The organism is Streptomyces sp. Root1310 (assembly GCF_001426425.1).
Taxonomy (GTDB): Bacteria; Actinomycetota; Actinomycetes; order Streptomycetales; family Streptomycetaceae; genus Streptomyces.
The window spans coordinates 240,049-260,186 of sequence record NZ_LMEQ01000001.1 but is presented as its reverse complement, the minus strand read 5'-3'; the positions used below and the strand labels follow the sequence as shown (position 1 = coordinate 260,186).

The 20,138-nt window shown below is 72.4% G+C and carries 19 protein-coding genes and 1 pseudogene; 13 read left to right on the top strand and 7 right to left on the bottom strand.

Translation table 11 applies throughout. From position 1 onward, the window contains the following. Positions 1–131: 131 nt before the first annotated feature. Entirely contained in the window at positions 132–398 is a 267-nt protein-coding gene (locus tag ASD48_RS01225) for a DUF6343 family protein (protein WP_057600939.1), read from the bottom strand. A gap of 174 nt (positions 399–572) precedes the next feature. Between ASD48_RS01225 and ASD48_RS01220 the strand changes: the two genes are divergently transcribed. From ASD48_RS01220 to ASD48_RS01210, 3 genes are all read left to right on the top strand, one after another. Continuing rightward, positions 573–1,256 (top strand): class I SAM-dependent methyltransferase, encoded by a 684-nt coding sequence (locus tag ASD48_RS01220; RefSeq protein WP_079073558.1) that lies wholly within the window; start codon positions 573–575, stop codon positions 1,254–1,256. Between the two features lie 205 nt (positions 1,257–1,461). Next, complete coding sequence (locus ASD48_RS01215; protein WP_057599457.1) at positions 1,462–1,917, top strand: DoxX family protein; 456 nt, start codon at positions 1,462–1,464, stop codon at positions 1,915–1,917. A gap of 233 nt (positions 1,918–2,150) precedes the next feature. Then, on the top strand, positions 2,151–2,966 hold the full coding sequence (locus tag ASD48_RS01210) for a uracil-DNA glycosylase (protein WP_057600938.1): 816 nt from the start codon (positions 2,151–2,153) through the stop codon (positions 2,964–2,966). Between the two features lie 7 nt (positions 2,967–2,973). Here ASD48_RS01210 and ASD48_RS01205 read toward each other — a convergent pair whose 3' ends face one another. Both ASD48_RS01205 and ASD48_RS01200 read right to left on the bottom strand, forming a co-directional pair. Next, positions 2,974–4,431, bottom strand: coding sequence for a LamG domain-containing protein (locus tag ASD48_RS01205; RefSeq protein ID WP_057599456.1), 1,458 nt, complete (start codon positions 4,429–4,431; stop codon positions 2,974–2,976). A 57-nt stretch (positions 4,432–4,488) separates the two neighbouring features. Then, entirely contained in the window at positions 4,489–5,187 is a 699-nt protein-coding gene (locus ASD48_RS01200; RefSeq protein ID WP_057599455.1) for a GntR family transcriptional regulator, read from the bottom strand. Between the two features lie 153 nt (positions 5,188–5,340). Between ASD48_RS01200 and ASD48_RS01195 the strand changes: the two genes are divergently transcribed. From ASD48_RS01195 to ASD48_RS01175, 5 genes and pseudogenes are all read left to right on the top strand, one after another. Continuing rightward, complete coding sequence (locus ASD48_RS01195; RefSeq protein ID WP_057599454.1) at positions 5,341–6,819, top strand: NCS1 family nucleobase:cation symporter-1; 1,479 nt, start codon at positions 5,341–5,343, stop codon at positions 6,817–6,819. A 5-nt stretch (positions 6,820–6,824) separates the two neighbouring features. After that, positions 6,825–7,547, top strand: coding sequence for an aspartate/glutamate racemase family protein (locus ASD48_RS01190; RefSeq protein ID WP_282438167.1), 723 nt, complete (start codon positions 6,825–6,827; stop codon positions 7,545–7,547). A gap of 243 nt (positions 7,548–7,790) precedes the next feature. Beyond that, positions 7,791–8,174 carry a hypothetical protein gene (locus ASD48_RS01185; protein ID WP_057599453.1) on the top strand — a complete coding sequence of 128 codons (384 nt, stop codon included), beginning with the start codon at positions 7,791–7,793 and terminating at the stop codon, positions 8,172–8,174. A 262-nt stretch (positions 8,175–8,436) separates the two neighbouring features. Continuing rightward, positions 8,437–9,096: pseudogene (locus ASD48_RS01180) on the top strand (nucleotidyltransferase domain-containing protein); the annotation flags it as partial. Positions 9,097–9,520: 424 nt separating this feature from the next. Next, the gene (locus tag ASD48_RS01175; protein WP_057599452.1) at positions 9,521–11,410 is read left to right on the top strand and encodes an FUSC family protein; all 1,890 of its coding nucleotides are present in this window, start codon (positions 9,521–9,523) and stop codon (positions 11,408–11,410) included. A gap of 14 nt (positions 11,411–11,424) precedes the next feature. Here the strand turns inward: ASD48_RS01175 and ASD48_RS01170 are convergent, their stop codons facing one another. Continuing rightward, positions 11,425–12,387: an endonuclease/exonuclease/phosphatase family protein gene (locus ASD48_RS01170; RefSeq protein WP_057599451.1), complete on the bottom strand. Its 963-nt coding sequence runs from the start codon at positions 12,385–12,387 to the stop codon at positions 11,425–11,427. 124 nt (positions 12,388–12,511) lie between these two features. On the opposite strand from ASD48_RS01170, the gene ASD48_RS01165 reads away from it, so the two are divergent. The 3 genes from ASD48_RS01165 to ASD48_RS44640 all read left to right on the top strand — a co-directional run bounded on the left by ASD48_RS01165 (position 12,512) and on the right by ASD48_RS44640 (position 15,001). Next, positions 12,512–13,942 carry an amidohydrolase gene (locus ASD48_RS01165; protein ID WP_079073557.1) on the top strand — a complete coding sequence of 477 codons (1,431 nt, stop codon included), beginning with the start codon at positions 12,512–12,514 and terminating at the stop codon, positions 13,940–13,942. 80 nt (positions 13,943–14,022) lie between these two features. Beyond that, entirely contained in the window at positions 14,023–14,670 is a 648-nt protein-coding gene (locus ASD48_RS01160; RefSeq protein ID WP_057599450.1) for a DUF899 domain-containing protein, read from the top strand. 154 nt (positions 14,671–14,824) lie between these two features. After that, the gene (locus ASD48_RS44640; RefSeq protein ID WP_199875608.1) at positions 14,825–15,001 is read left to right on the top strand and encodes a hypothetical protein; all 177 of its coding nucleotides are present in this window, start codon (positions 14,825–14,827) and stop codon (positions 14,999–15,001) included. Positions 15,002–15,005: 4 nt separating this feature from the next. Here ASD48_RS44640 and ASD48_RS01155 read toward each other — a convergent pair whose 3' ends face one another. From ASD48_RS01155 to ASD48_RS01145, 3 genes are all read right to left on the bottom strand, one after another. Continuing rightward, on the bottom strand, positions 15,006–16,871 hold the full coding sequence (locus ASD48_RS01155) for an ABC transporter ATP-binding protein (RefSeq protein WP_242432539.1): 1,866 nt from the start codon (positions 16,869–16,871) through the stop codon (positions 15,006–15,008). A 325-nt stretch (positions 16,872–17,196) separates the two neighbouring features. Next, a complete protein-coding gene (locus ASD48_RS01150) occupies positions 17,197–17,643 on the bottom strand; it encodes a hypothetical protein (protein WP_057599448.1) in 447 nt (148 codons plus the stop codon). Next, on the bottom strand, positions 17,640–18,626 hold the full coding sequence (locus ASD48_RS01145) for an ATP-binding protein (RefSeq protein WP_242432478.1): 987 nt from the start codon (positions 18,624–18,626) through the stop codon (positions 17,640–17,642). The genes ASD48_RS01150 and ASD48_RS01145 overlap by 4 nt, the downstream gene beginning before the upstream one ends. 275 nt (positions 18,627–18,901) lie before the next feature. On the opposite strand from ASD48_RS01145, the gene ASD48_RS01140 reads away from it, so the two are divergent. Continuing rightward, positions 18,902–19,762: a helix-turn-helix transcriptional regulator gene (locus ASD48_RS01140; protein WP_057599446.1), complete on the top strand. Its 861-nt coding sequence runs from the start codon at positions 18,902–18,904 to the stop codon at positions 19,760–19,762. After that, the gene (locus tag ASD48_RS01135; protein WP_020131864.1) at positions 19,763–20,038 is read left to right on the top strand and encodes a DUF397 domain-containing protein; all 276 of its coding nucleotides are present in this window, start codon (positions 19,763–19,765) and stop codon (positions 20,036–20,038) included. The last annotated feature ends 100 nt before the right edge of the window (positions 20,039–20,138 follow it).

The window sequence follows — 20,138 nt, the reverse complement described above, 5'->3', positions numbered from 1 at the left end:
GCACTGGGGTGCTGGGGTGCTGAGGCTTCGGGTCGCCCTGTGGCCGGGCCGTTGGACCTTCAAGCTTGTGGATCTCCCGGCACCTCCGGGCTTCCGGGCCTCCCGCCTCCGGGCTTCCGGGCCTCCTGGTCTCAAGGGTGGCGGTGCTCGGGCGGCAGGTAGGGCGGGATGTCGCGGCCCGGCTGGTAGTGGGGACCCTGGCGCCGATGCCTGAGGATCATCGTCAGATCGACCGTGATCACCAGCCACAGCACCCCGCACGCGAGCGCCCAGCCCGGACGCCCCACGACAGCGAACGCGACCGTCCCGAAGATCGCCCAGGCCAGACCCCACAGGGCCAGCCACAGACGCATCCGCAGCGCACTGCGCGCTGTCATCGGCTCACTGCCCGTACGCATCCCGATCACCGCTCCTCATTGCAACGTACTCCCTGGTCAGGACGTTCTCCAGGGGGCCAAGGTCCTCGCCTCCGACCCGGCTCGAACAGAGGGGTCATCGCTCGAACGGGTGAACCGACGGCGGTGGGGAACGGCCGTACGGGAACGGGCCGTTGAACTGGCATGAAGCTGAAAATGCGAGACGGACACAAGGGAACCGGTCCCGGTGCGATCACCCCGGACGGCTGCGCGGTCGAGCTCTACTCGCGCCTGCCCGTGGGGAACGAGCCGGAGGTCATCGCCGAGGCGGTGCCCCCTGGCACGCACATCCTCGAGCTGGGCAGCGGCGTCGGGCGGGTGACCCACGCCCTGCTGGAGCGCGGGTTCACGGTCACGGCGGTGGACGAGTCCGCCGAGATGCTGGAGCGCGTCCGCGGAGCTCGCACGATATGCAGCCCCATCGAGGATCTCGCCCTGGGCGAGACGTTCGACGTGGTGATGCTCGCGTCGTTCCTCGTGCACACGGCGGACGTCGAGTTACGCCGAAGAATGCTGCGGGCCTGCGCACGGCACCTGGCGAAGGGCGGCTGTCTGCTGATCCAACGGGAAGGAGAGGACTACCACTCGAACGTGCCGCGCGAGCGCGTCGACCCGAGCGGCTTCACGATCCGGATCGTGTCGACCGAGCCCGTCGGGGACGGCGTCCACTCCGTACGCGCGGAGTACGACTTCCCGGACGCCGCGTGGACCCAGACGTTCCGGTCCCGACCGCTGACCAAGGACCAGTTCGAGGAGGCCCTGGCGGAGGCGGGTCTGAGGGTGGAGCGGTATCTCACGGAGGACCGGATATGGGTGAAGGCGGTGGCGGTGGCGGAGTAGAGAACGGGCCGGAGAGGGGAGAGCGGCGGCGGTAGGACCGGAGCGGACCGTAGTTGGGAGGGAAGGGCGGCGGCGGGGGCGCTAAGGGAGCCAAGGACGGTAAAGCGGGGGTTCGAGAAAGCCCGGCGGGGCGCGATGAGTTCGCTGACGGAGGTCGGTCTACCTCCCTGACAGCACAACGGACCGCTCACCGCAGGAGACCCTCATGTCCGAGACCACGGCTTCCCTCGCCGCCACCACCGCGGCCGCGCCCCCGCCCGCATCCGCGATCGCCCGGGGCCGCCGCGCCCGGATCGCCCTGCGAGGCTTGCAGGTGCTGCTCGCGCTCTTCTACGGGATCGCCAGCGCGCTGCCGAAGCTGATCGCGCACCCGTCGGCCGCGGATGCCTTCGACGAGATGGGCTGGGGCAGCGTGGGCATGTACACCATCGGCGCGCTGGAACTCGCCGGCGCGATCGCCCTGCTGGTTCCGGTGCTCCAGTCCGTGGCGGCGGTGGCGCTGGGTGCGCTGATGGTGGGCGCGTTCGTCGTCCAGGTGGTCGTCTTCGACGGCCAGAACGCGGCGACGCCGCTCATCCTGCTCGTGCCACTGGCGCTCATAGCCTGGAAGCGGCGGGAGTCGAACGCGGAGCTGCTGCGATTGGCGCGGCGAGGGGCATGACCAGGGGCATGACGAGAGGCGTGACGAGTCGGGCGGGCAGGGGACGGGGGGAGGGGGGAGGGGGGAGGGGAGGGGGAGGGGCCCCTGATCCAGCCCCCTGTCCTCCACCCCTCCGGACCCAGTCGGCTCGGATGGCTACGGCGTGGTCCTACCGTGGAGGCATGGACGCCTCCACGGCCCCCTCCGCCTCCACGGCCCCCTCCGACTCCGCGGCCTCCGCCTCCGCCCTGGCCATGCTCGACCGGAGGGTCGGGGGCTGTCGGGCGTGTCCTCGGCTGGTGGACTGGCGTGAGGAGGTGGCGCGTACCAAGCGGGCGGCCTTCGCGGACTGGACGTACTGGGGTCGGCCGGTGCCCGGCTTCGGCCCGGCGGACGCCCGGCTGCTGATCGTCGGGCTGGCCCCGGCCGCGCACGGCGGGAACCGTACGGGGCGGATGTTCACCGGGGACCGTTCCGGCGATGTGCTGTACCAGGCGTTGTACGACGTGGGGCTGGCGTCGCAGCCCACCGCCGTCTCCGTCGACGACGGGCTGGAGCTGTACGGCGTGCGGATCACGTCGCCCGTGCACTGTGCGCCGCCCGCCAACAAGCCCACCCCGGGGGAGCGGGACACCTGCCGGCCCTGGCTCGTGCAGGAGCTGAGGCTGCTGCGGCCGACGTTGCGCGCGGTCGTCGTGCTCGGCGCCTTCGGTTGGCAGGCCGCGCTGCCCGCGTTCGCCGAGGCGGGCTGGACCGTGCCCCGGCCGCGACCCGCCTTCGGGCACGGGACCCGGCTGACGCTCGACGGCCCTGCCCGCCCGGACGACCCGGAGCCCCCGGAGCGCCCGGACGATCCGGAGCCCCCGCACCACCCGCATCACCCGCACGATCCGGACGGCCCGCGCGATCCGGACGGCCCGGATCACTCGGGTGGGTCGAGCGCCGCCGATGGCCTCGATGTCTTCGGCTGTTTCCACGTCAGTCAGCGGAACACCTTCACCGGCCGGCTCACCCCCGGGATGCTGCGTGATGTGCTGCGCACGGCCGCGGGGGTGGCGGGGCTGCCGTGAGTTCCGGTCAGACGATGCGTGCCGCGGTGACCGGCCGTGACGTGACGGGGTAGGCCTTGTCGCGGGCGGTGTTGACGCTCCAGCGGTAGCGGGAGAACTCTCCGGTGGTGCCGGCGGCGTAGAACATCATGTGGCCGATGCCGACGCCCTCGAACTGCTCCTCCGCGAGGAGGCCGACCATGCGGGTGTCGGGATACTTGGGGTAGTTGGTCAGGGCGTACACGCCGTGTGGCTCGGCCGTGCAGTCGACGACCTCGACGGCGTACTGGGTCTCGCCGGTGAAGTCGGCGACCCCGCTGAAGACGCCCTTGACGTCGCGGACCATGACGATGTGGCCGGTGTTGCCCTCGACCTGGCCGCTGTAGTCCACCGCGATCAGATCGCCGGGCCGGAGGTCGGCGACCTTGCGGATCTGCTGGAAGCGCGGGCCCGCGGTGCCTTGGGCGAACGCCTGGCGGTAGTCGGCGGCCTCGGGGATGCGGTCCTGGAAGTACTGGGTGAAGTAGGCGTCGGTGGCCCATCCGTAGGTGTGCTTCAGCACCCAGGTGACGAAGGACGAGCAGCGGGCCCGGGCGATCCAGCTCGGCAGGTCGTCGGGCGTGCCCCAGGTGACGGTCGACGGGGAGCCGATCAGATAGACGTTGTTGAGGCCTGCCGTGCGGCCGCTGATCAGGGAGATCTCGTCGGCGCTCAGGGCGCGGCCGTAGGCGCGCACATCGTCGACGGAGCCCTTGAAGTGGTTGACGTAGGCGCCGTTCCAGCGGGCCCGGCCTATGTTGAGGCCCTGGGTGGCGGCCCAGGACAGGGTGGCGTCGGCGGTGCCTTCCGGTACGCCGTTCACGTACAGGTGGACTCGGTTGCCGTCCCACACTCCGGTCAGGTGCGTCCATTTGCCGGGTACGGGGGCGGTGGTGGCGAGGGCGGAGATCTTGGCGCCCTGGTCCTCGGCGCGCACCTTGAACGCCCAGGCGCCGGCGGTGTCGTCGTACTGGAGCAGGAAGCGGCTGCAGCCGGTGCCGTCCTGGCTGACTGCCGTGTACATGTTGGTCAGGACGGCGTCGTCGGCGAGGCGTACCCAGGCGGAGACGGTGAACGGGGCCGTGGTGTCGAGCACGGAGGCCGTGGCGGCGTAGGACGCGTCCAGGGTCAGTTCGCCGCCGGCTCGCAGGGTGGTCCAGCTCGCGCCGGTGCCGAGGGTCAGGGGGTGGTCGTGGCCGGAGAGGTCGGCGCCGGAGCCGTCCAGCGGCCAGTGCCCCGTGAGGCCGGTGGGCAGGTAGCCGGCGGCCAGGAGGCGCTGGTACTGGACCATCTGCTCGGCCTGGGCGAGATGGGGTGCGGCGACCGGTGTGAACGGGGTGTCCAGTGGGGTGTCGGCGGCCGCGTTTGTGGCGGCGCCGAGTACGCCGGTCATCGCGCCCGCCCCCACGAGTGCGGCTCCGCTCAGCAGTCCACGTCTGCTCACCATGGTCGTTCTCCCCGTTCCGTTCGCTGTGTGTGCGCCTTCGGGCACCTGTCCGAAGGGTCAGGGGATTCTAGGCGGAGCATGATCGGGGGAGGGCGGTGCCTGCGGAGGGTTCGTCTCCCCGAACAGGTGCCGGACCGTGGAGCGGTAGTTGGCCTGGACGTGGTTCAGGGCGTGGGCGCGGGCGCGGGCCGGGTCGCCGGAGGCGATGGCGTCGTACAGGTCCTGGTGTTCGGTGAGGAGTTGGGGCCATTCCTCGTTGCGTCGGGTGAGCCATTGCAGGCGGCCGGCGACCGGTTCCATGACCGAGATCAACAGGGTGTTGCCGGCCATGGCGAGGAGCCGGTCGTGGAAGCGGGTGTTGATGTCGGTGATCGCCTCGGCGTCCCCGGCGGCGGTGGCGCTCGCCGCGCTCCTCAGGAGCTCCCGTAGTCCGGCGAGGTCCTCCGGGGTGGCCCGGGTGGCGGCCAGTCCGGCCGCGTACACCTCCAACGCCTCGCGCAGTTCGAAGAGTTCCTTGACGTCGGTGGGGCTCAGCGGCCGTACGACCGTCCGGCGCGGGGTCTCGAACAGGACGAAGCCCTCGGCGACGAGTGCCCGGATGGCTTCCCGGACCGGGACCCTGGAGACGCCGAACCGGTCGGCCAGTTCGCGCTCGACGAGCCGGTCGCCGGGACGCAGCCTGCCGGCGATGATCTCCTGCCGCAGGGACCCCAGGACGCGCTCGCGCACCGCTCCGAGGGGTTCGATCTTCGTCATGGGGCCATCCTCGCCGATGCGAGGGTGCTTTTACGGAGCCGTAACGGGACGGACATCGGTCGGAACGCTTGACGACGGGACCATGTCCGCAGTTTGGTATACCAAACGGTCCGGTCAGTAGTCCTCCTCCGTTCCCTCGCCCATGGAGGCCCCGTGTCCCTCGCCGACAGCGCCGAAGCCACCGGCGCACCAGCGTTCGTCCCCGACCCACGGCTCACCAACGAAGACCTCGCACCCGCCGAGAAGCGGAACTGGAAGGTCTTCGACCTCTTCGCGATGTGGATGTCGGACGTCCACAACCTCGGCAACTACACCTTCGCCGCCGGACTGCTGGTCCTCGGCATGAACGTGTGGCAGATCTTCACCTCCCTCCTCGTCGGCTTCGTGCTCATCTATGTCGGCATGAACTGGATGGGCCGGATCGGCCAGCGCCACGGGGTGCCCTTCCCGGTGGTCAGCCGCATCAGCTTCGGCGTCTGGGGAGCCAACATCCCGGCTCTCATACGGGCCGTGATCGCCATCATGTGGTACGGCATCCAGACCTACCTCGCCTCCGTCGCCGTCAACGTGATGCTGCTGGCGGCCTGGCCGGGCCTGGAGTCCTGGACGCACAACTCCTTCCTGGGCCTCGACGCACTGGGCTGGCTGTCCTTCGTGTCCCTGTGGCTGGTCCAGGCGATGATCATCAGTCAGGGCATGGAGTCCGTGCGCAAGTTCCAGGACTTCTGCGGCCCGGCGATCTGGCTGGTGATGATCGCGCTGGCGGTGTGGGTGCTGTCCAAGGCGGGCTGGACCATCTCGCTCACCTCCACCCCGCACCCGGTCTCCGTGGGGGAGCAGTGGCGGCAGTGGTTCGGTGCGATCGGTCTGATCCTCGCCACGTACGGCACGCTGATGCTGAACTTCTGCGACTTCTCCCGCTTCGCGCCCGACTACCGCACGGTCCGCCGCGGCAACTTCTGGGGGCTGCCCCTCAACTCGACGGCCTTCGTGGTCGTCTCCGTGATCGTCACCGCTGGGTCGCTCGAGGTGTTCGGCGAGGCCATCACCGACCCCGCGGAGCTGGTCGCGAAGGTCGGCAACACCTGGGTACTCGTCCTGGGCGCGCTCACCTTCGCCATCGCCACCATGGGCGTCAACATCGTCGCGAACTTCGTGTCGCCGGCGTACGACCTCGCCAACGTCTGGCCGCAGAAGATCACTTTCAAGGTCGGCGGCATGATCAGCACGGTCGCGGCGCTCGTGGTCACCCCGTGGAACCTGTTCTCCAACCCCACGGTCGTCAACTACTTCCTCGGCGGCCTCGGCGCCTTCCTCGGTCCGCTGTTCGGCGTGATCATGGTCGACTACTACTGGGTCAAGCGCGGTCGCGTCGACGTGAACGAGCTGTTCGACGCCACCCCCGGCTCCCGCTATCACTACCGCAAGGGCGTCAACCCGAAGGCGCTGTGGGCGTTCCTCCCCTCCGCGGCGGTCGCGGCGGTGCTCGCGCTGGTGAAGGCCTTCGGCGATGTGGCGCCGTACTCCTGGTTCATCGGGACGGCCCTGGGGGCCGGACTGTACGTGCTGCTGTGCCGTGCCGAGCGGGCCGCCGGGTCCGCGGTCGTCGCCGAGAAGCCCGTGGAGGTCTGAGGAGCGTGCGGAACGTACGGATCGTCGTCACCAACTGCAACACCACGCAGGAGATGACCGAGGAGATCGTGCGAGGTGCCCGGGCAGCGGCAGGCCCGGGCACCACCGTGACCGGACTGACCCCCGCCTGGGGCCCCGAGTCGGCCGAGGGCTGGCTCGACAGCCTTCTCTCCGCCGCGGCGGTCATGGACGCGCTGCGCACCTATGACGGGGCCCCCTACGACGCCGTCGTCATGGCCGGCTTCGGTGAGCACGGACGGGAGGGCGTACGGGAGCTGGTGGACGTGCCCGTGGTCGACATCACCGAGGCCGCGGCACATCTGGCGTGTCTGCTGGGGCGCCGGTACGGGGTCGTGACCACGCTGGAGCGGTCCTGCGGTCAGATCGAGGACAGCCTGGAGCTGGCCGGGGTGGGCCGCAACTGCGCCGCCGTCGTGGGCACCGGGCTCGGCGTCCTCGATCTGGGGGACCGCGGCCGCGCCGAGGCGGCCTTTCTGGCGGCCGCCGAGCGGGTCCGGGCGGCGGGGGCCGAGGTGCTGGTCCTGGGGTGTGCCGGGATGACGGGGCTGGAACGGATGGTGGGGGACAAGCTGGGCCTTCCGGTCGTCGACGGGGTGGGCGCTGCGGTGAAGCTGGCCGAGGGGCTGGTCGGGCTGGGGCTGACGACCAGCCGGGCGGGGAGTTACGCGAAGCCGGTGCCGAAGCGGAGGGTGTGGGGGGCCGGGTAGCCGGGCGGCGGGATTCCCGGGACGGCGAGGCCGCGGATCACGGGGTCTCCTCGGGGTCGCGTGTCCGTGGGGCGCGCCCTGTCCGCGACCCACCGACAATCGCCGTGTGGCCGATAACCGTTGGACAACCCCGGGCCGTACTCGCCACGCTGCTGCCCATGCGCAGCGAGCATCCGGGCCGATTCACGGCGGCGGACTCCTCAGGGCCTCGCCGGAGATTCCGGCGGCCCCCGGAGGTCTGCCATGTCCCGTACCGTCCATCACGTCCGCCTGCGCCACCGCGTCCGGCCCGATGACCGGCCGTCGCAGGGCCGGGGCTGGAGCACCGGCCACCGCATCGGCGAACTGCGGTACAGCGAAAGGGAGCTGGCCCGGGCGCGGCGCGAGCGGCGTCGGCCGGTACCCGTCCCGCTGGTGCGCGCGTTCCGCTCCTACACCTTTCCCCGGTCCCTGAACGCGCAGATCGACGGCCCGTACGAGTCCCGTGCGCGTGCCGCGCTGACCGTGTTCCGCGCCACCGCCCGCAACCGGCTCCGTGCCGTCCCGACGGGTGCGCTGCTCCTTGCGGCCGAGGAGCTGGACCATCCGCCGACCCGCCACCGTCACCAGAACGTGTGGGACTGCTGATCGGAACCCGCCCATGCCTCGCGACTCCGACTCCGCCGCCTCCTCCTCCTCCAACTCCTCTTCCACCGCATCGGGTTCCGCCATGTCATCCGCCGCCTCCGACTCCGCCGCCTCCGACTCCGCCCGCTCCTCCACCGCCGCCTCCTCCTCCGCCTCCGACTCCGCCCGCTCCTCCACCGCCGCCTCCGCCTCCTCCGCCGCCCCCGGCTCCTCCTCCGGCTCCCCTTCGCCCTCCGGTGACGACCGGGACTTTCTCGGGGATGTGACCTTCCGCCTCGCCGGTCTCCCGCACGTCCGCGCGGTCGCCCTCGGTGGTTCCCGTGCCCAGGGCACCCACCGGCCCGACAGCGACTGGGATCTGGCCGTCTACTACCGGGGCTCCTTCGATCCGGCCGGTCTGCGGGCGCTCGGCTGGGAGGGGGAGGTGTCGGAGGTCGGCGGCTGGGGCGGCGGGGTGTTCAACGGGGGCGCCTGGCTGACGATCGAGGGGCGGCGGGTCGATGTGCACTACCGGGATCTCGACGTCGTCGAACACGAGTGGGCGGAGGCGGCCGAGGGCCGGTTCCGGGTGGAGCCGTTGCTGTTCCATCTCGCGGGGATCCCGAGCTATCTCGTGGTCGCCGAGCTGGCGATCAACCAGGTGCTCAGCGGCGAACTCCCGCGCCCGGACGGCTATCCGGACGCACTGCGCCGCACGGCGGGCGAACGCTGGCACGGGACGGCCCGCGCCACCCTCGCCTACGCCCTGGCCCACCACGCCCCGGCCGGCCGTCTGGCGGAGGTCGCCGGCGCCCTCGTCACCGCCGCCGTGCAGGCGGGCCACGGTGTGCTCGCGGCCCGGGGGGAATGGGTGACGAACGAGAAGCGGCTGCTGGAGAGGGCCGGACTGCGAGGGGTCGACGACATCGTCGCCGGGCTGCGCGGATCCGATCCCGCCGCTCTGGAAGAGGCGTTGGGAAGGGCCGGCCGTCTCTTCGGTCGACAACCCTTCGGGGTGATGGTGCGGAAGCCATCGCCGGTTCGAGTCCGGCCCGCGCAGCTCGATGCGCGATGGTCCAGTGGCAGGACGCGACGGCATCCCGACTGACCTGGGTCCTCAAGTGCGCCGGTGCGCGACTTGGGTGGCTCCGCGGGGGCCGGGGCAGGCCACGCCCCGGCCCCGCTCCCGTTTCCGGCCTTGCGTTCATAAAGAACGCGGGATTCCGGCCAGGCGTCACCTGGCCGAAACGTAACCGCCCCCGTCTCTCCAAGACCGCGCAGTACCGTGGACACCACAGCTCACAGCTGACCAGCCCCGGCCACCGTCGCCCGAAGGCACACCCCCGCCCTCGCCCGACAGGAGCTCCGTGTTTCCGCGCCCGCACCTTCCCGCTCGCGCATTCCGCCCGCTCGCCGCTCTTCCGCCCTGGCTCGCCCATGCCCTGCGCGCCCAGCGCGGGCCCGTGCCGTGGAGCGCGGTCACACGGGGGGCGCTGGCCGCCGGGCCGCTGCTCCTCGTGTCCGTCCTCGTCGGCCGGACCTCTCTCGGGGTGGTCGCCGCCATCGCCGCGATGCTCGCCGGGATCAACGACCGGCCCGGCAGCAGGCGGACCGCGGTGAAGCGGCTCGGGGCGCCCGCCCTCGTGGGTGCGGGAGGGCTGCTCGTCGGGACCTATGTCGGGGATCACGTCGGGGCCGTCGCGCTGACGGCCGTCCTCACCGCGCTCGGGCTCCTCGCCGGCGGGATGAGCGCCATCGGTCCTGTCGCGTCCGGCGGCGGCACACAGCTGCTCGTCGCCTCGGCGATCGGGGCCGGGATGCCGGTCGCGGAGCCCGGATGGGCGCGGGCCCTCGCCTTCCTCGCCGGGGCCGGATGGCTGCTCGCGCTGCGGCTCGCCCTGCCCACGCCCGGCGCGATGACCGGCGACTTCCGGTTCGATGGCGAACGGGACGCGGTGGCCCGGGTGTACGACGCGGTCGCGGAGCTGCTCGACGCGACGGGGACCGAGCACGCCACCGCCCGGCGCGCCGCGCTCACCGCGGCCCTCGACCACGCCCAGGACGCCCTCGCCGGACCGCGGCTGCGGCGCTACGCCAGCTCCTCCTCCGAACGCCGGCTGCACGCCCAGTACGCCGCCGCCCTGCCCCTCGCCGAGGCGGCGACCGCCCTGGCCTGGGCCGCGGAGCCCCTCTCCGAACGGGCCTCGGCCGGGCCCCGGCGGCTCGCCGCCGCCGTCCGCGACAACACCCACACCGGGCCGTTGCCCGCGCCCGCCCGGTCCGCCCCCGCGCTGCGCGCCCTCGACGACGCCCTGCTGCACGCCGCCGACGCCTTCGACCAGGGCGGCGGCGGTGACCTGCACGCCCGCCGGCACGGCGTGCGGTACCTGCTGCGCACCGGGTTCGGCGCGGGCGGCCGCGAGTACGGGCTGCGGGTCGCGCTCTCCTTCGGGGCGAGCGCCGCCGTCGCGCAGGCCCTCTACCACTCCCAGTGGTACGGCCGGCACACCCACTGGTACTGGCTGCCCGCCACGGCCGTCTTCCTGGTGAAGCCCGATCTCGGGCCCCTGGTGTCCCGGGTGTTGTGCCGGGCCGCGGGGACCGTTCTCGGTGCGCTGCTCTTCGCGGGTTTCGCCGCCGTGCTGCCCCGCCCGGAGGGGCTGGTGGCGCTGGTGGCCCTGTGCGGAGCGCTCATCCCCGTGTCCACCCGGCACTTCGCCGCCCAGACGGCCGTCGTCACCGTCCTCGTGCTGTCGCTGGTGATGGTCGGCGGAGAGCCCCAGGCCTCGGCCGGCCGGATCGTCGAAACCCTGCTGGCCTGCGGGATCGTCCTGATCGTCGGGCATCTGCCGATGTCGGGGAAGCGCGGCGGCCAGGTGCGCGCCCGGCTCGCCGCCGCCGTGCGCGCGGCGGACGCCTATCTCACCCATGTGCTCGACGGCTCCGAGGACCGCGCCGCCCGCTGGGCCCTGCGCCGTGAGGCCTACCGCGCGCTCGCCGAGGCCCGCACGGCCATCGCCCTCGCCGCCCACGAACTGCCCGCGCTCGCCCGGCACACGGAGGGCACGGACGAGGTCGCCGCCGTCCTCGAACGGCTCGTCGACACGACCACCGCCTGCGCCGTCCACCTCGACGACACCGGACGGCTCACCGCACGGCACCGGGAGCGGCTCGCGGAACTCCTCGACGAACTCGCTGCGGGGCGCGACCGGGTGGGGCTGCAGGCGCCCGTGCCGGATCTGCCGGTGGCCGGGTAGCGCCGCCCCGCGCGTCAGTCGATCCGAACCCACACCGGGGCGTGGTCCGAACCCGGTTCGTTCCTGCGCGCCGCCGGATCGCCCCCCACCGACGGGAGGCGCGGCTCCTTCCGCGGCCCCGGTCCGGTATCCGTGCCCGTGCCCGCCGACGTCAGCCGGTGGACCAGGCGATGGCTCGTCAGTACGTGGTCGATCAGCTCGCGGCGACCGGAGTTGATCCGCGAGTAGCGGTGCTCGGCCGGGATCAGCGGGGCCACGTCCCACAGGCGGGCCGCGTCGCCCTGGTCGGGCGACTCGAACCCGCGGGTGCCGAGCTCCGAGCCGGGCGGGCCGAGCAGGATCTGCGTGGTCGCCGCCTGGACCTCGTCGTTCAGGTCGCCCAGCACCGCCACGTCCCGCTCGCGGCCGTCGCCGGCCAGGAGATCGTCGGCCAGGGCGCGCAGCGCCGTCGCCTCGGCGGCCCGCCGGTAGAGGGCGTAGGCGCCGTAGCGGGCCCGTTCGCCCTCGTCGCGCGGGAAGAAACGATCACCCGGGTACGACAGCAGCTTCGACTTCAGATGGGCCACCGCCACCCGCAGCGGCCCGGCCGGCGTGACCGTCTCCACCGCGAGGAAGCCACGGCCGGACCCGTCCGAGGTGGCCCCCGAGTCGTCCGCCTGCACGGGCCGCAGCCTCGCCGGGTACGCGCGCGTGTCGGCCAGTACCTCCAGAGGCGTACGGCTGATCACGCCGACCCGGATGCCCCGGCCGTCGGGGTGCGCGGACAGCGCCGCGTGCCAGGTGCCGCCCACCGACTCCAGGAGGTCCGCCAGCGCCTCGGGCTCCCCGACCTCCTGGACGCCGAGCACGTCCGGGTCGAGCGCGGTGACGACGGCGGCGAGCGCGGCGAGCTTCGCCTCGTAGGCGGCCTTGTCCCGCGGGCCGAACGGCCCTCCGGGCCGGTACAGGTTCTCGAGGTTCCAGGTGCCGAGGAGCATGCGGGGCCCCCTCCGGGGAGTGTCGTGGCGCCAGGGTGCCCGCCCGCCGGGCCCGGCGACAGCTTCGGGACAAGATGCGCGCCACGGCTCACTCGCGGGCACGACCCCGTCGTACGTTGACGCGATGACACCTTCTCGGCCGCCCTCCCCGGAGACCGGGCCCCTGGAGCCCCCGGAGCCCCAGGAGCCCGCAGAGCCCCCGGAGTCGTCCCGTACCGCCGATCTCGTCATCACCGGCTGCACCGTCCTCACGCACGACGCGGAGGAACGCGTCACGTTCCGGGAGGACGCGGCGATCGTCGTCCGCGACGGGGCCGTGGACGAGGTGACGAGCAGCGCCGGGGCGGCCGGGCTGTCCGCCCGCGAGCGCATCGACGCGCGCGGCCAGGTCGCGCTGCCCGGCCTCGTCAACTGCCATACGCACGCGCCGATGGTCGCCCTGCGCGGCCTCGCCGAGGACCTGCCCACCGAGGAGTGGTTCAACGACGTCGTCTGGCCGGTCGAGTCCAACCTCACCGAGCGGGATGTCGCTTCGGGCGCGCGACTGGCGTGCGCGGAGATGATCCGCGGCGGCGTCACCTGCTTCGCCGACCACTACTTCGCCATGGACGCGGTCGCCGCCGTCGTCACCGACTGCGGTGTCCGGGCGCACCTGGGGCAGGCCTACTTCTCCTCCCAGGGCAGCCGGGGCCGCGAGGAGTCACTGGGGTTCGCGCTGCGGCACCGCGGCGGCGCCGGCGGCCGGATCACCACCGCCCTCGCCCCGCATGCCCCCTACACCGTGACCGACGCGGACCTCGCCGCCACCGCCGAACTGGCCCGTGAGCACGGCCTGTCCGTCCATCTGCACGCCGCCGAGAACCGCGACCAGGCCGACACCAGCCTCGCCCGGCACGGAGTCACCCCGATCGAGGTCCTGGAACGCACCGGCATCCTCGACACCGACGTCCTGATCGCCCACGGCACCGGCATCCTCGAACGCGACCTGCCCGTCCTCGCACGCGCGCGGGGCCGCACGGCCGTGGCGAGCGCACCCCGCGGCTACCTCAAGTTCGCCTGGCCCACCACCACGCCCGTCCGGGCGCTGCGCGAGATCGGTGTCGCCGTCGGTCTCGCCACGGACGGGGCCGCCTCCAACAACTCCCTCGACGTGTGGGAGGCGATGGCGCTCACCGCCCTCGTCCAGAAGTCGGCCACCGGCGACCCCCGCTGGCTCACCTCGCGCCAGGCCCTCCACCACGCCACCCTGCAGAGCGCGCGGGCCGTCGGACTCGACGACCTGATCGGCCGCATCGCCCCCGGGCGGCGCGCCGACATCATCCTCGTCGACCTCACCGGACCGCACACCCAGCCCGTCCACGACCTCGCCGCCACCCTGGTGCACAGCGCCCGCTCCTCCGACGTGCGCACCACGATCGTCGACGGACGCGTCCTGATGCGCGACCGCGAGCTGCTGACGATCGACGTACCGGAGGCCGTACGGGAACTGGGCCGGCGGATGCCCGCGCTCCTCGACCGCAGCCACGGCAGACGCGTTCAGGAGTACGACACCTGACCTACGTTCCGCGCCGCCGATGAGTTCCGTGCCGCCCGCGAGTCACCCCTGTGACGGACCGTCGTACAGGAGGGGCAGCCATGGCGCATCCGGAGCTTCCGGAGATCGTCTCGCGCGAGGAGTGGCGCGCCGCGCGCGAAGAACTGCTGGTCAAGGAGGAGGCGGTGACCCGCGCGCGGGAGGCGCTGGGCGCCGAGCGGCGCGGACTGCCCATGGTCGAGGTCGGCAAGGAGTACGTCTTCGAGGGCGGTGCCGGCAAGGCCCGGCTCCTCGACCTCTTCGACGGCCGCCGGCAACTCGTCGTCCACCGCTTCATGTTCGCCCCCGAGTGGCGGACCGGCTGCCGCTGCTGCTCGGCCTTCCTCGACCAGGTCGGTCAGCTCGCGCACCTGAACGCCTGCGGCACCTCGTTCGCCGTGGTGTCCAGGGCGCCGTTCACGAGGATCCTGCCGTTCAAGGCGCGCATGGGCTGGACGGTGCCCTGGTACTCCTCGTACGACGACGACTTCAACGGCGACTTCGAAGCGACGGTGGGACAGTCCGGCGGATTCGCCGACCGGCCCGGGGTCAGCTGTTTCCTCCGGGAGGGTGACCGGGTCTTCCACACGTACTCGGTGTTCGACCGCGAGCTCGACCGGCTCGGCCCGGCGATGAGCTTTCTGGACCTAACGGCGCTGGGGCCGCCGACCCGTGTGCAGGTCCGCTACCACGACGAGTACGAGTTCTGACACGGAGCGTGCCGGATATGTTCGTAAGGTGACCGGTTTCTCACACTCCGCGTTGAACGCGTGTCAACTACGTCTCAGTCCCGCAACCAGTCGAGGCCTACTCCACCCCCAGAGCGTTAACTCCTACAAGTACGACGCTGAACGGAGGTGCGAGATGGTGAACGGGCGGACCGTGCTCGAGCGCTTTCCCGCGGGTGGGCCGCGGGGCTCGTGGCCGGCGGAGGAGTTCGCGCAGGCACGACGCATGGAGGGGCTGGCCGCCGAGGTCGTCATGGACCTCGCCACCGACACGTTCCTGGTGGTCGTGCGGGGCGGTGACACCGCGCGGTGAGCCGTCAGCCCGCCTGTGACGGGGCGGGCACCTGCGCCGTGAACTGCTCGGCCTGCAGCGTGTACAGCTCGGCGTAGACACCACCGCCCGCCAGCAGCTCGTCCGGGGTTCCGGACTCCACCAGCCGGCCCTGTTCCAGGACGTGCACCAGGTCCGCGTGCCGGACCGACGCCAGCCGGTGTGTGATCAGCACGACCGTCTGGCCGCTGCCTGCCAGCGCGCGGATCTTCTCGAAGACCTCCAGCTCGGCCCGGGCGTCCAGGGCCGCCGTCGGCTCGTCCACAATCAGGATGCGCCCGCGCCGGTACGCCGCCCGGGCGATGCCGAGGCGCTGCCACTGGCCGCCGGACAGCTCGTGACCGCCGCTGAAGTGCCGGGCCAGCAGGGTGTCCAGGCCCCTCGGCAGGTCCTCGACCACCTCCTGGGCGCCCGCCTCTGCGACCGACGTGGCCAGGCGTTCCTCGGTGAGCGGCGTGGCGGAACGGCCGATCGCGACGTTGACCCGGGCCGTGAACGGCCAGCGCTTGAAGTCCTGCGCCACCATCGCGACGCGCTCGGCCAGCTGGTGCCGGTCCGCGCCCGCCGCGTCCACGTCGTCCCACAGGATCCGCCCCCGGTCCGGCTTGTAGAGCCCCGCCAGCAGCTTCACCAGTGTCGTCTTGCCGGAGCCGTTCTCGCCGACGAGCGCGATGATCCGGCCGAGGGGGAGCGAGAGGCTGATGTCGTCGAGGGCCGGACGGGTCGACTCGCCCGGATAGCCGAACGTGACGTTCTCGAAGCGGATCTCGCGCGGCTCGTCCGGCAGGGCCGTGCCGCCCACCGGGATCGCCCGTTCGGCCGCCTCCACGTAGAGGCGCTGGAGGTCGCCCACGAACAAGGCCTCCTCGTGCAGCTGGTTGACCTCCAGGACGAGGGTGTTCAGGCTCGCGGAGCCGCTGCGGATCGCGATCACGGCCGTGCCCGCCACCGCCAGCGCCATCGTCCCGGTGAGCAGCAGCCCGCCCAGCGTGGCGTACGTCGCCAGCGTCGCCAGGCCCGTCCAGGTCGCCGCGAACAGCCCGGTGCGGGCCGCGAGCCGGGCCAGCCGGGCCTGCTCCGCCTCGGCCGTCTCCGACATCGCGCGGAAGTGCCGCAGCAGGAAGGGGCCGACGCCGTGGACGCGTATCTCGGGCGCGGCCGCGGGCTCGGTGAGGAGACCGGCGATCAGGTGACCCGCGCGCGCGTGCTGCACCCAGGTGTGGAAGGACTCGTAGCGGCGCCGGGCGTTGGTCAGGGCGCTCCAGGCGCTCGGCAGCGTCATCGTCACCAGCAGCGGCAGCAGGAGCGGGTGCAGCACGGTGAGGACGCCCGCCGACGCGGCCAGCGAGATCATCGCGTTCACCACGCGGGTGCCGTGACTGATCATGTAGCGGCTGGACCGGGCCCCGTACTGCGCGGTGTCCAGCAGTTTGTGGAAGGCGTGGTCCTCGATCGCGGCGAGCTCGACGGCGGCCGCCCGCTCCAGATACAGCTCGGTCGCCACCCGCTCCACCTTGGGCTCGAGCCGCCCGGTGGCGTACGTCGACGCGGCCCGCAGCAGCGCCCCGATCAGGAGGACGACGGCCATGGCGGCCAGGGCGGGGGCGGCGCCGCGCAGCCGGTCCTCGATCGGGCCGCCGGTGATGAGGCGGCCCAGCACGGCGTTCATCGCGAGCAGACCGATCGCCTGCGCCACGCCCCGGGCGATCTCGGCGGACAGCACGATCCGGGCGGCTTGCGGGTCGGCCTGCCGGGCCAGCCGGAGGCTGGTGCGCAGGAGGGACGGCAGCCGGGTGACCATGGCGCGGAAGTTCAGCTCCAGAAAGGCGTCCCGGTGCTGGTTCCAGCCCATGTCGTAGCGGAGCGGGCCGCCGAAGAGGAGCCGCTCCGACTCGGACACGTCACGCTCGTCGGGACCCTGCGGTTTCCGTGCCTTTCCCGCCTCCCGTGCCCTTTCCGCCCCCCGTGCCCTTTCCGCCCCCCGAGCCGTGCCCGGCCCCTGTGCCGTGCCCGCCTCTCGTGCCTCTCCCACCGTCGGCCTCCCCCGGTCGCGATAGTCGACGAACGGCCACTATCGCGGGGCGAGACGGGTGAGGGCAGGGCGCGGGGCGGGATGGCCGGGACGCGCGGGCGTGCGCCGGGACGGCCCCGGGACCGGCTCGCCCAGGGGCGGCGGGCTACGCGCTGATCGCCCGTGACCAGGTGGGCGTCGTGCCCGTGAGCCGGCACAGGGCGAGGTAGAGGGGGATCGGCGGGGTGTACGGAAGCGTGCCGTCCGGCAGGTGGATGAGGCCGGGCACGTGCGGGGAGTCCGGCAGGAGGGCGCCCGTGGCGTAGTGCGCGGGGGCGGGCCACTCCAGGGCGTAGTCGGAGTCGGAGGGCACCAGCCACCACCAGCGCGCCTCGTCGGCGTAGACGCAGCCCACGCGCGGCAGGCGCGGCATGAGCAGCGGGCCGAGTCGGGCGGGGACGGAGACGGCGTCGCAGCCCAGCGGGGCCGTCATGCCGTCGGGCACGGCCAGTCGGCGTGGCGGCTCGGGGGTGTGCGCACGGCCGGGCCCGCGCTTGAGGCGGACGAGCGTGTCGAGGGTCAGCAGGGGAGCCCGACCGGAGACCGCGCTCATGCCCTTCCCCGCTCGCGGCCGTGCTCGAGCGGGAAGACTCCGGCGGGGTGACCGGCCGGCCGGCCGTCGCGGCCGCTCTCGTATCCGCCGTGGCCGCCGGGAGCGTGACCGCCGGCAGCGCGGTGCCACTGCGGGGCGACGCGGGGGGCCAGACCGTCGGATGCGGATGCGGATGCGGATGCAGGTGAGGGTGCGGGCTTGGCGGAGGTCGTGGCGGGCGCGGTCGGCGGTGGCACGGGGTGTGGTCGTCGGGCGGCCCGGCCGGCCATGGCGCGGTACCACTGCTCGGCCTGCTCGTCCTCGTCGGCCGGACCGTCGGCCGGTCCCGGCTTCGGGCGGGAGCCCCAGCCGAGGTCGTTGCGGGGCACGGCCGGACCGGTGTGCGGCTCCGCGGGACCGTCGTGGAACTCGTCCAGCGTGTCGAGGAGCTCGCCCAGGTCGGCGTGGTGCGGCGCGGCCGCGTCCAGGCTGTTGCAGGGCTCGGCGGGGTCACGGGGAGCGTCGGCCTTGCGGGTCAGGTCGGCCCAGACCAGCAGGCCGGGCCCGTGCTCCTGGGCACCCCAGGCGTGACAGAGGGCTTCGACGAGGAGCAGTCCCCTCCCGTGCTCCTCCTCCGGACGCTGCGGGGAGGGATGGGGGTCACCCGGCGCGCACCCCTCGTCGCGCACGGCTATCCGGACCAGGTCGTCGCCGTCGTGCAGCTCGCAGACGACGACGTCGCTCGCGGTGTGCACGATCGCGTTGGTGACCAGCTCGGATATGACCAGGGCGGCGGTGTCGCAGGTGTCCTCGCACACCGACCAGCCGGTCAGCCGGGCCCTCGTCAGGCGTCTGGCCTGGGCGGGGGAACCCGGATGGGCGGCCAGTTCGAATCGGAACCGGCGCTCGGCAGCGGCCTGGTCGGGGCCTGCTCCCGCGCTGGCACCGAGACCCTGGGGGCGGCCTGCGGCGGCGTCTGTTCCTAAGGGCGCGGACGGAATCACGCTTGCCACTATCTCCCCGCCATGAACACTTGGCAAGTGTCACTCTGAAAAATGCAGAGTGCTGTGTGACGCGGTGGGGGGCCGTGGCACACTGCTCGCAACAGCACGTTGAACGGCGCCAATTGGGATCGGCGAAGATCCATACGTATGCGTACAGATCTTCGAACCGATCTTCGAGCGGCGCCGTAAGGCTGTCGGGATTCTTTTCGTGACCGGCCGGGTCGGGGCTCGTGCGGCCCCCCGCGTGACCGGCCGGCTCTTCGTGGAGGTGGAGCGTGAGCGAACCGCGGTCCGCACCGACGGTCGGACAGGTCGTCCTCGGTCGGCGCCTTCTGGACCTGCGGGAACGCGCCGGGCTCAAGCGCGAGGAAGCCGCCCGCATCCTGCGCGTCGCGCCCGCCACGGTCCGTCGTATGGAGATGGCCGAGGTCAGCCTCAAGATCCCGTACCTCCAGCTGCTGCTGAAGGCCTACGGGGTCACCGACGAGGAGGCCGAGGGCTTCGTCCGGCTCGCCGAGGACGCGAACAGACCGGGCTGGTGGCAGCGGTTCCACGACGTCCTGCCCGGCTGGTTCTCCATGCACGTCAGCCTCGAGGGCGCCGCAGCCCTGATCCGCCAGTACGAGCCGCACTTCGTGCCCGGCCTGCTCCAGACCAAGGAGTACGCGCGCGGTGTCCTGGAGTCCGGAGCCATCGGCCAGACCCGCCCGGAGGACATCGAGCGCCTCGTCGACCTGCGCATACAACGCCAGGACCTGCTCACCCGTCAGGACGCCCCCCGACTGTGGGTCGTGATGGACGAGACGGTGCTGCGTCGCCCGGTCGGCGGCCCGGAGGTGATGCGCGCGCAGATCGACACCCTGCTCGAGGCCGCGAAGCTGCCCAATGTGACGTTGCAGATCGCCCCGTTCGAGAACGGGCCGCATCCGGGCACGTACGGGCCCTTCGTGCTGTTCCGATTCGCCATGCCGGAGCTTCCGGACATGGTCTACAGCGAGTACCTGACCGGCGCCGTCTATCTCGACGCCCGCAGCGAGGTGGCGACCCACCTCGAGGTCATGGACCGCATGGCGGCGCAGGCCGCTACAGCACATCGCACGAAGGAGATCCTCCGGGATCTCCGCAAGGAGTTGTGAATGAATCACATCAGGACCCAGTCCAGGCCGAGGGTCCGCGCTCAGCGGATCTACAACGGCATGCCCGCCCGGGAACTGGGCAGCGAGGGCTGGCACAAGCCGTGGAGCGGCGGCAACGGAGGCAACTGCCTGGAAGCGATGAAGCTCGCCGACGGCCGGATCGCCGTCCGGCAGTCCACCGACCCCGACGGACCGGCGCTGATCTACACCTCCGACGAGATGACGGCCTTCATCGAGGGCGCCAAGGCGGGGGAGGCCGACTTCCTGCTGTCCTGAACGGACCTGTCTGGCACTTCTTGCTCACCTCACCCCCCACCCGTTTTCGTCCACCTGCCCTTGTCTTCGCTCGACTTCCTTAATTTGGTACTGACTTGAA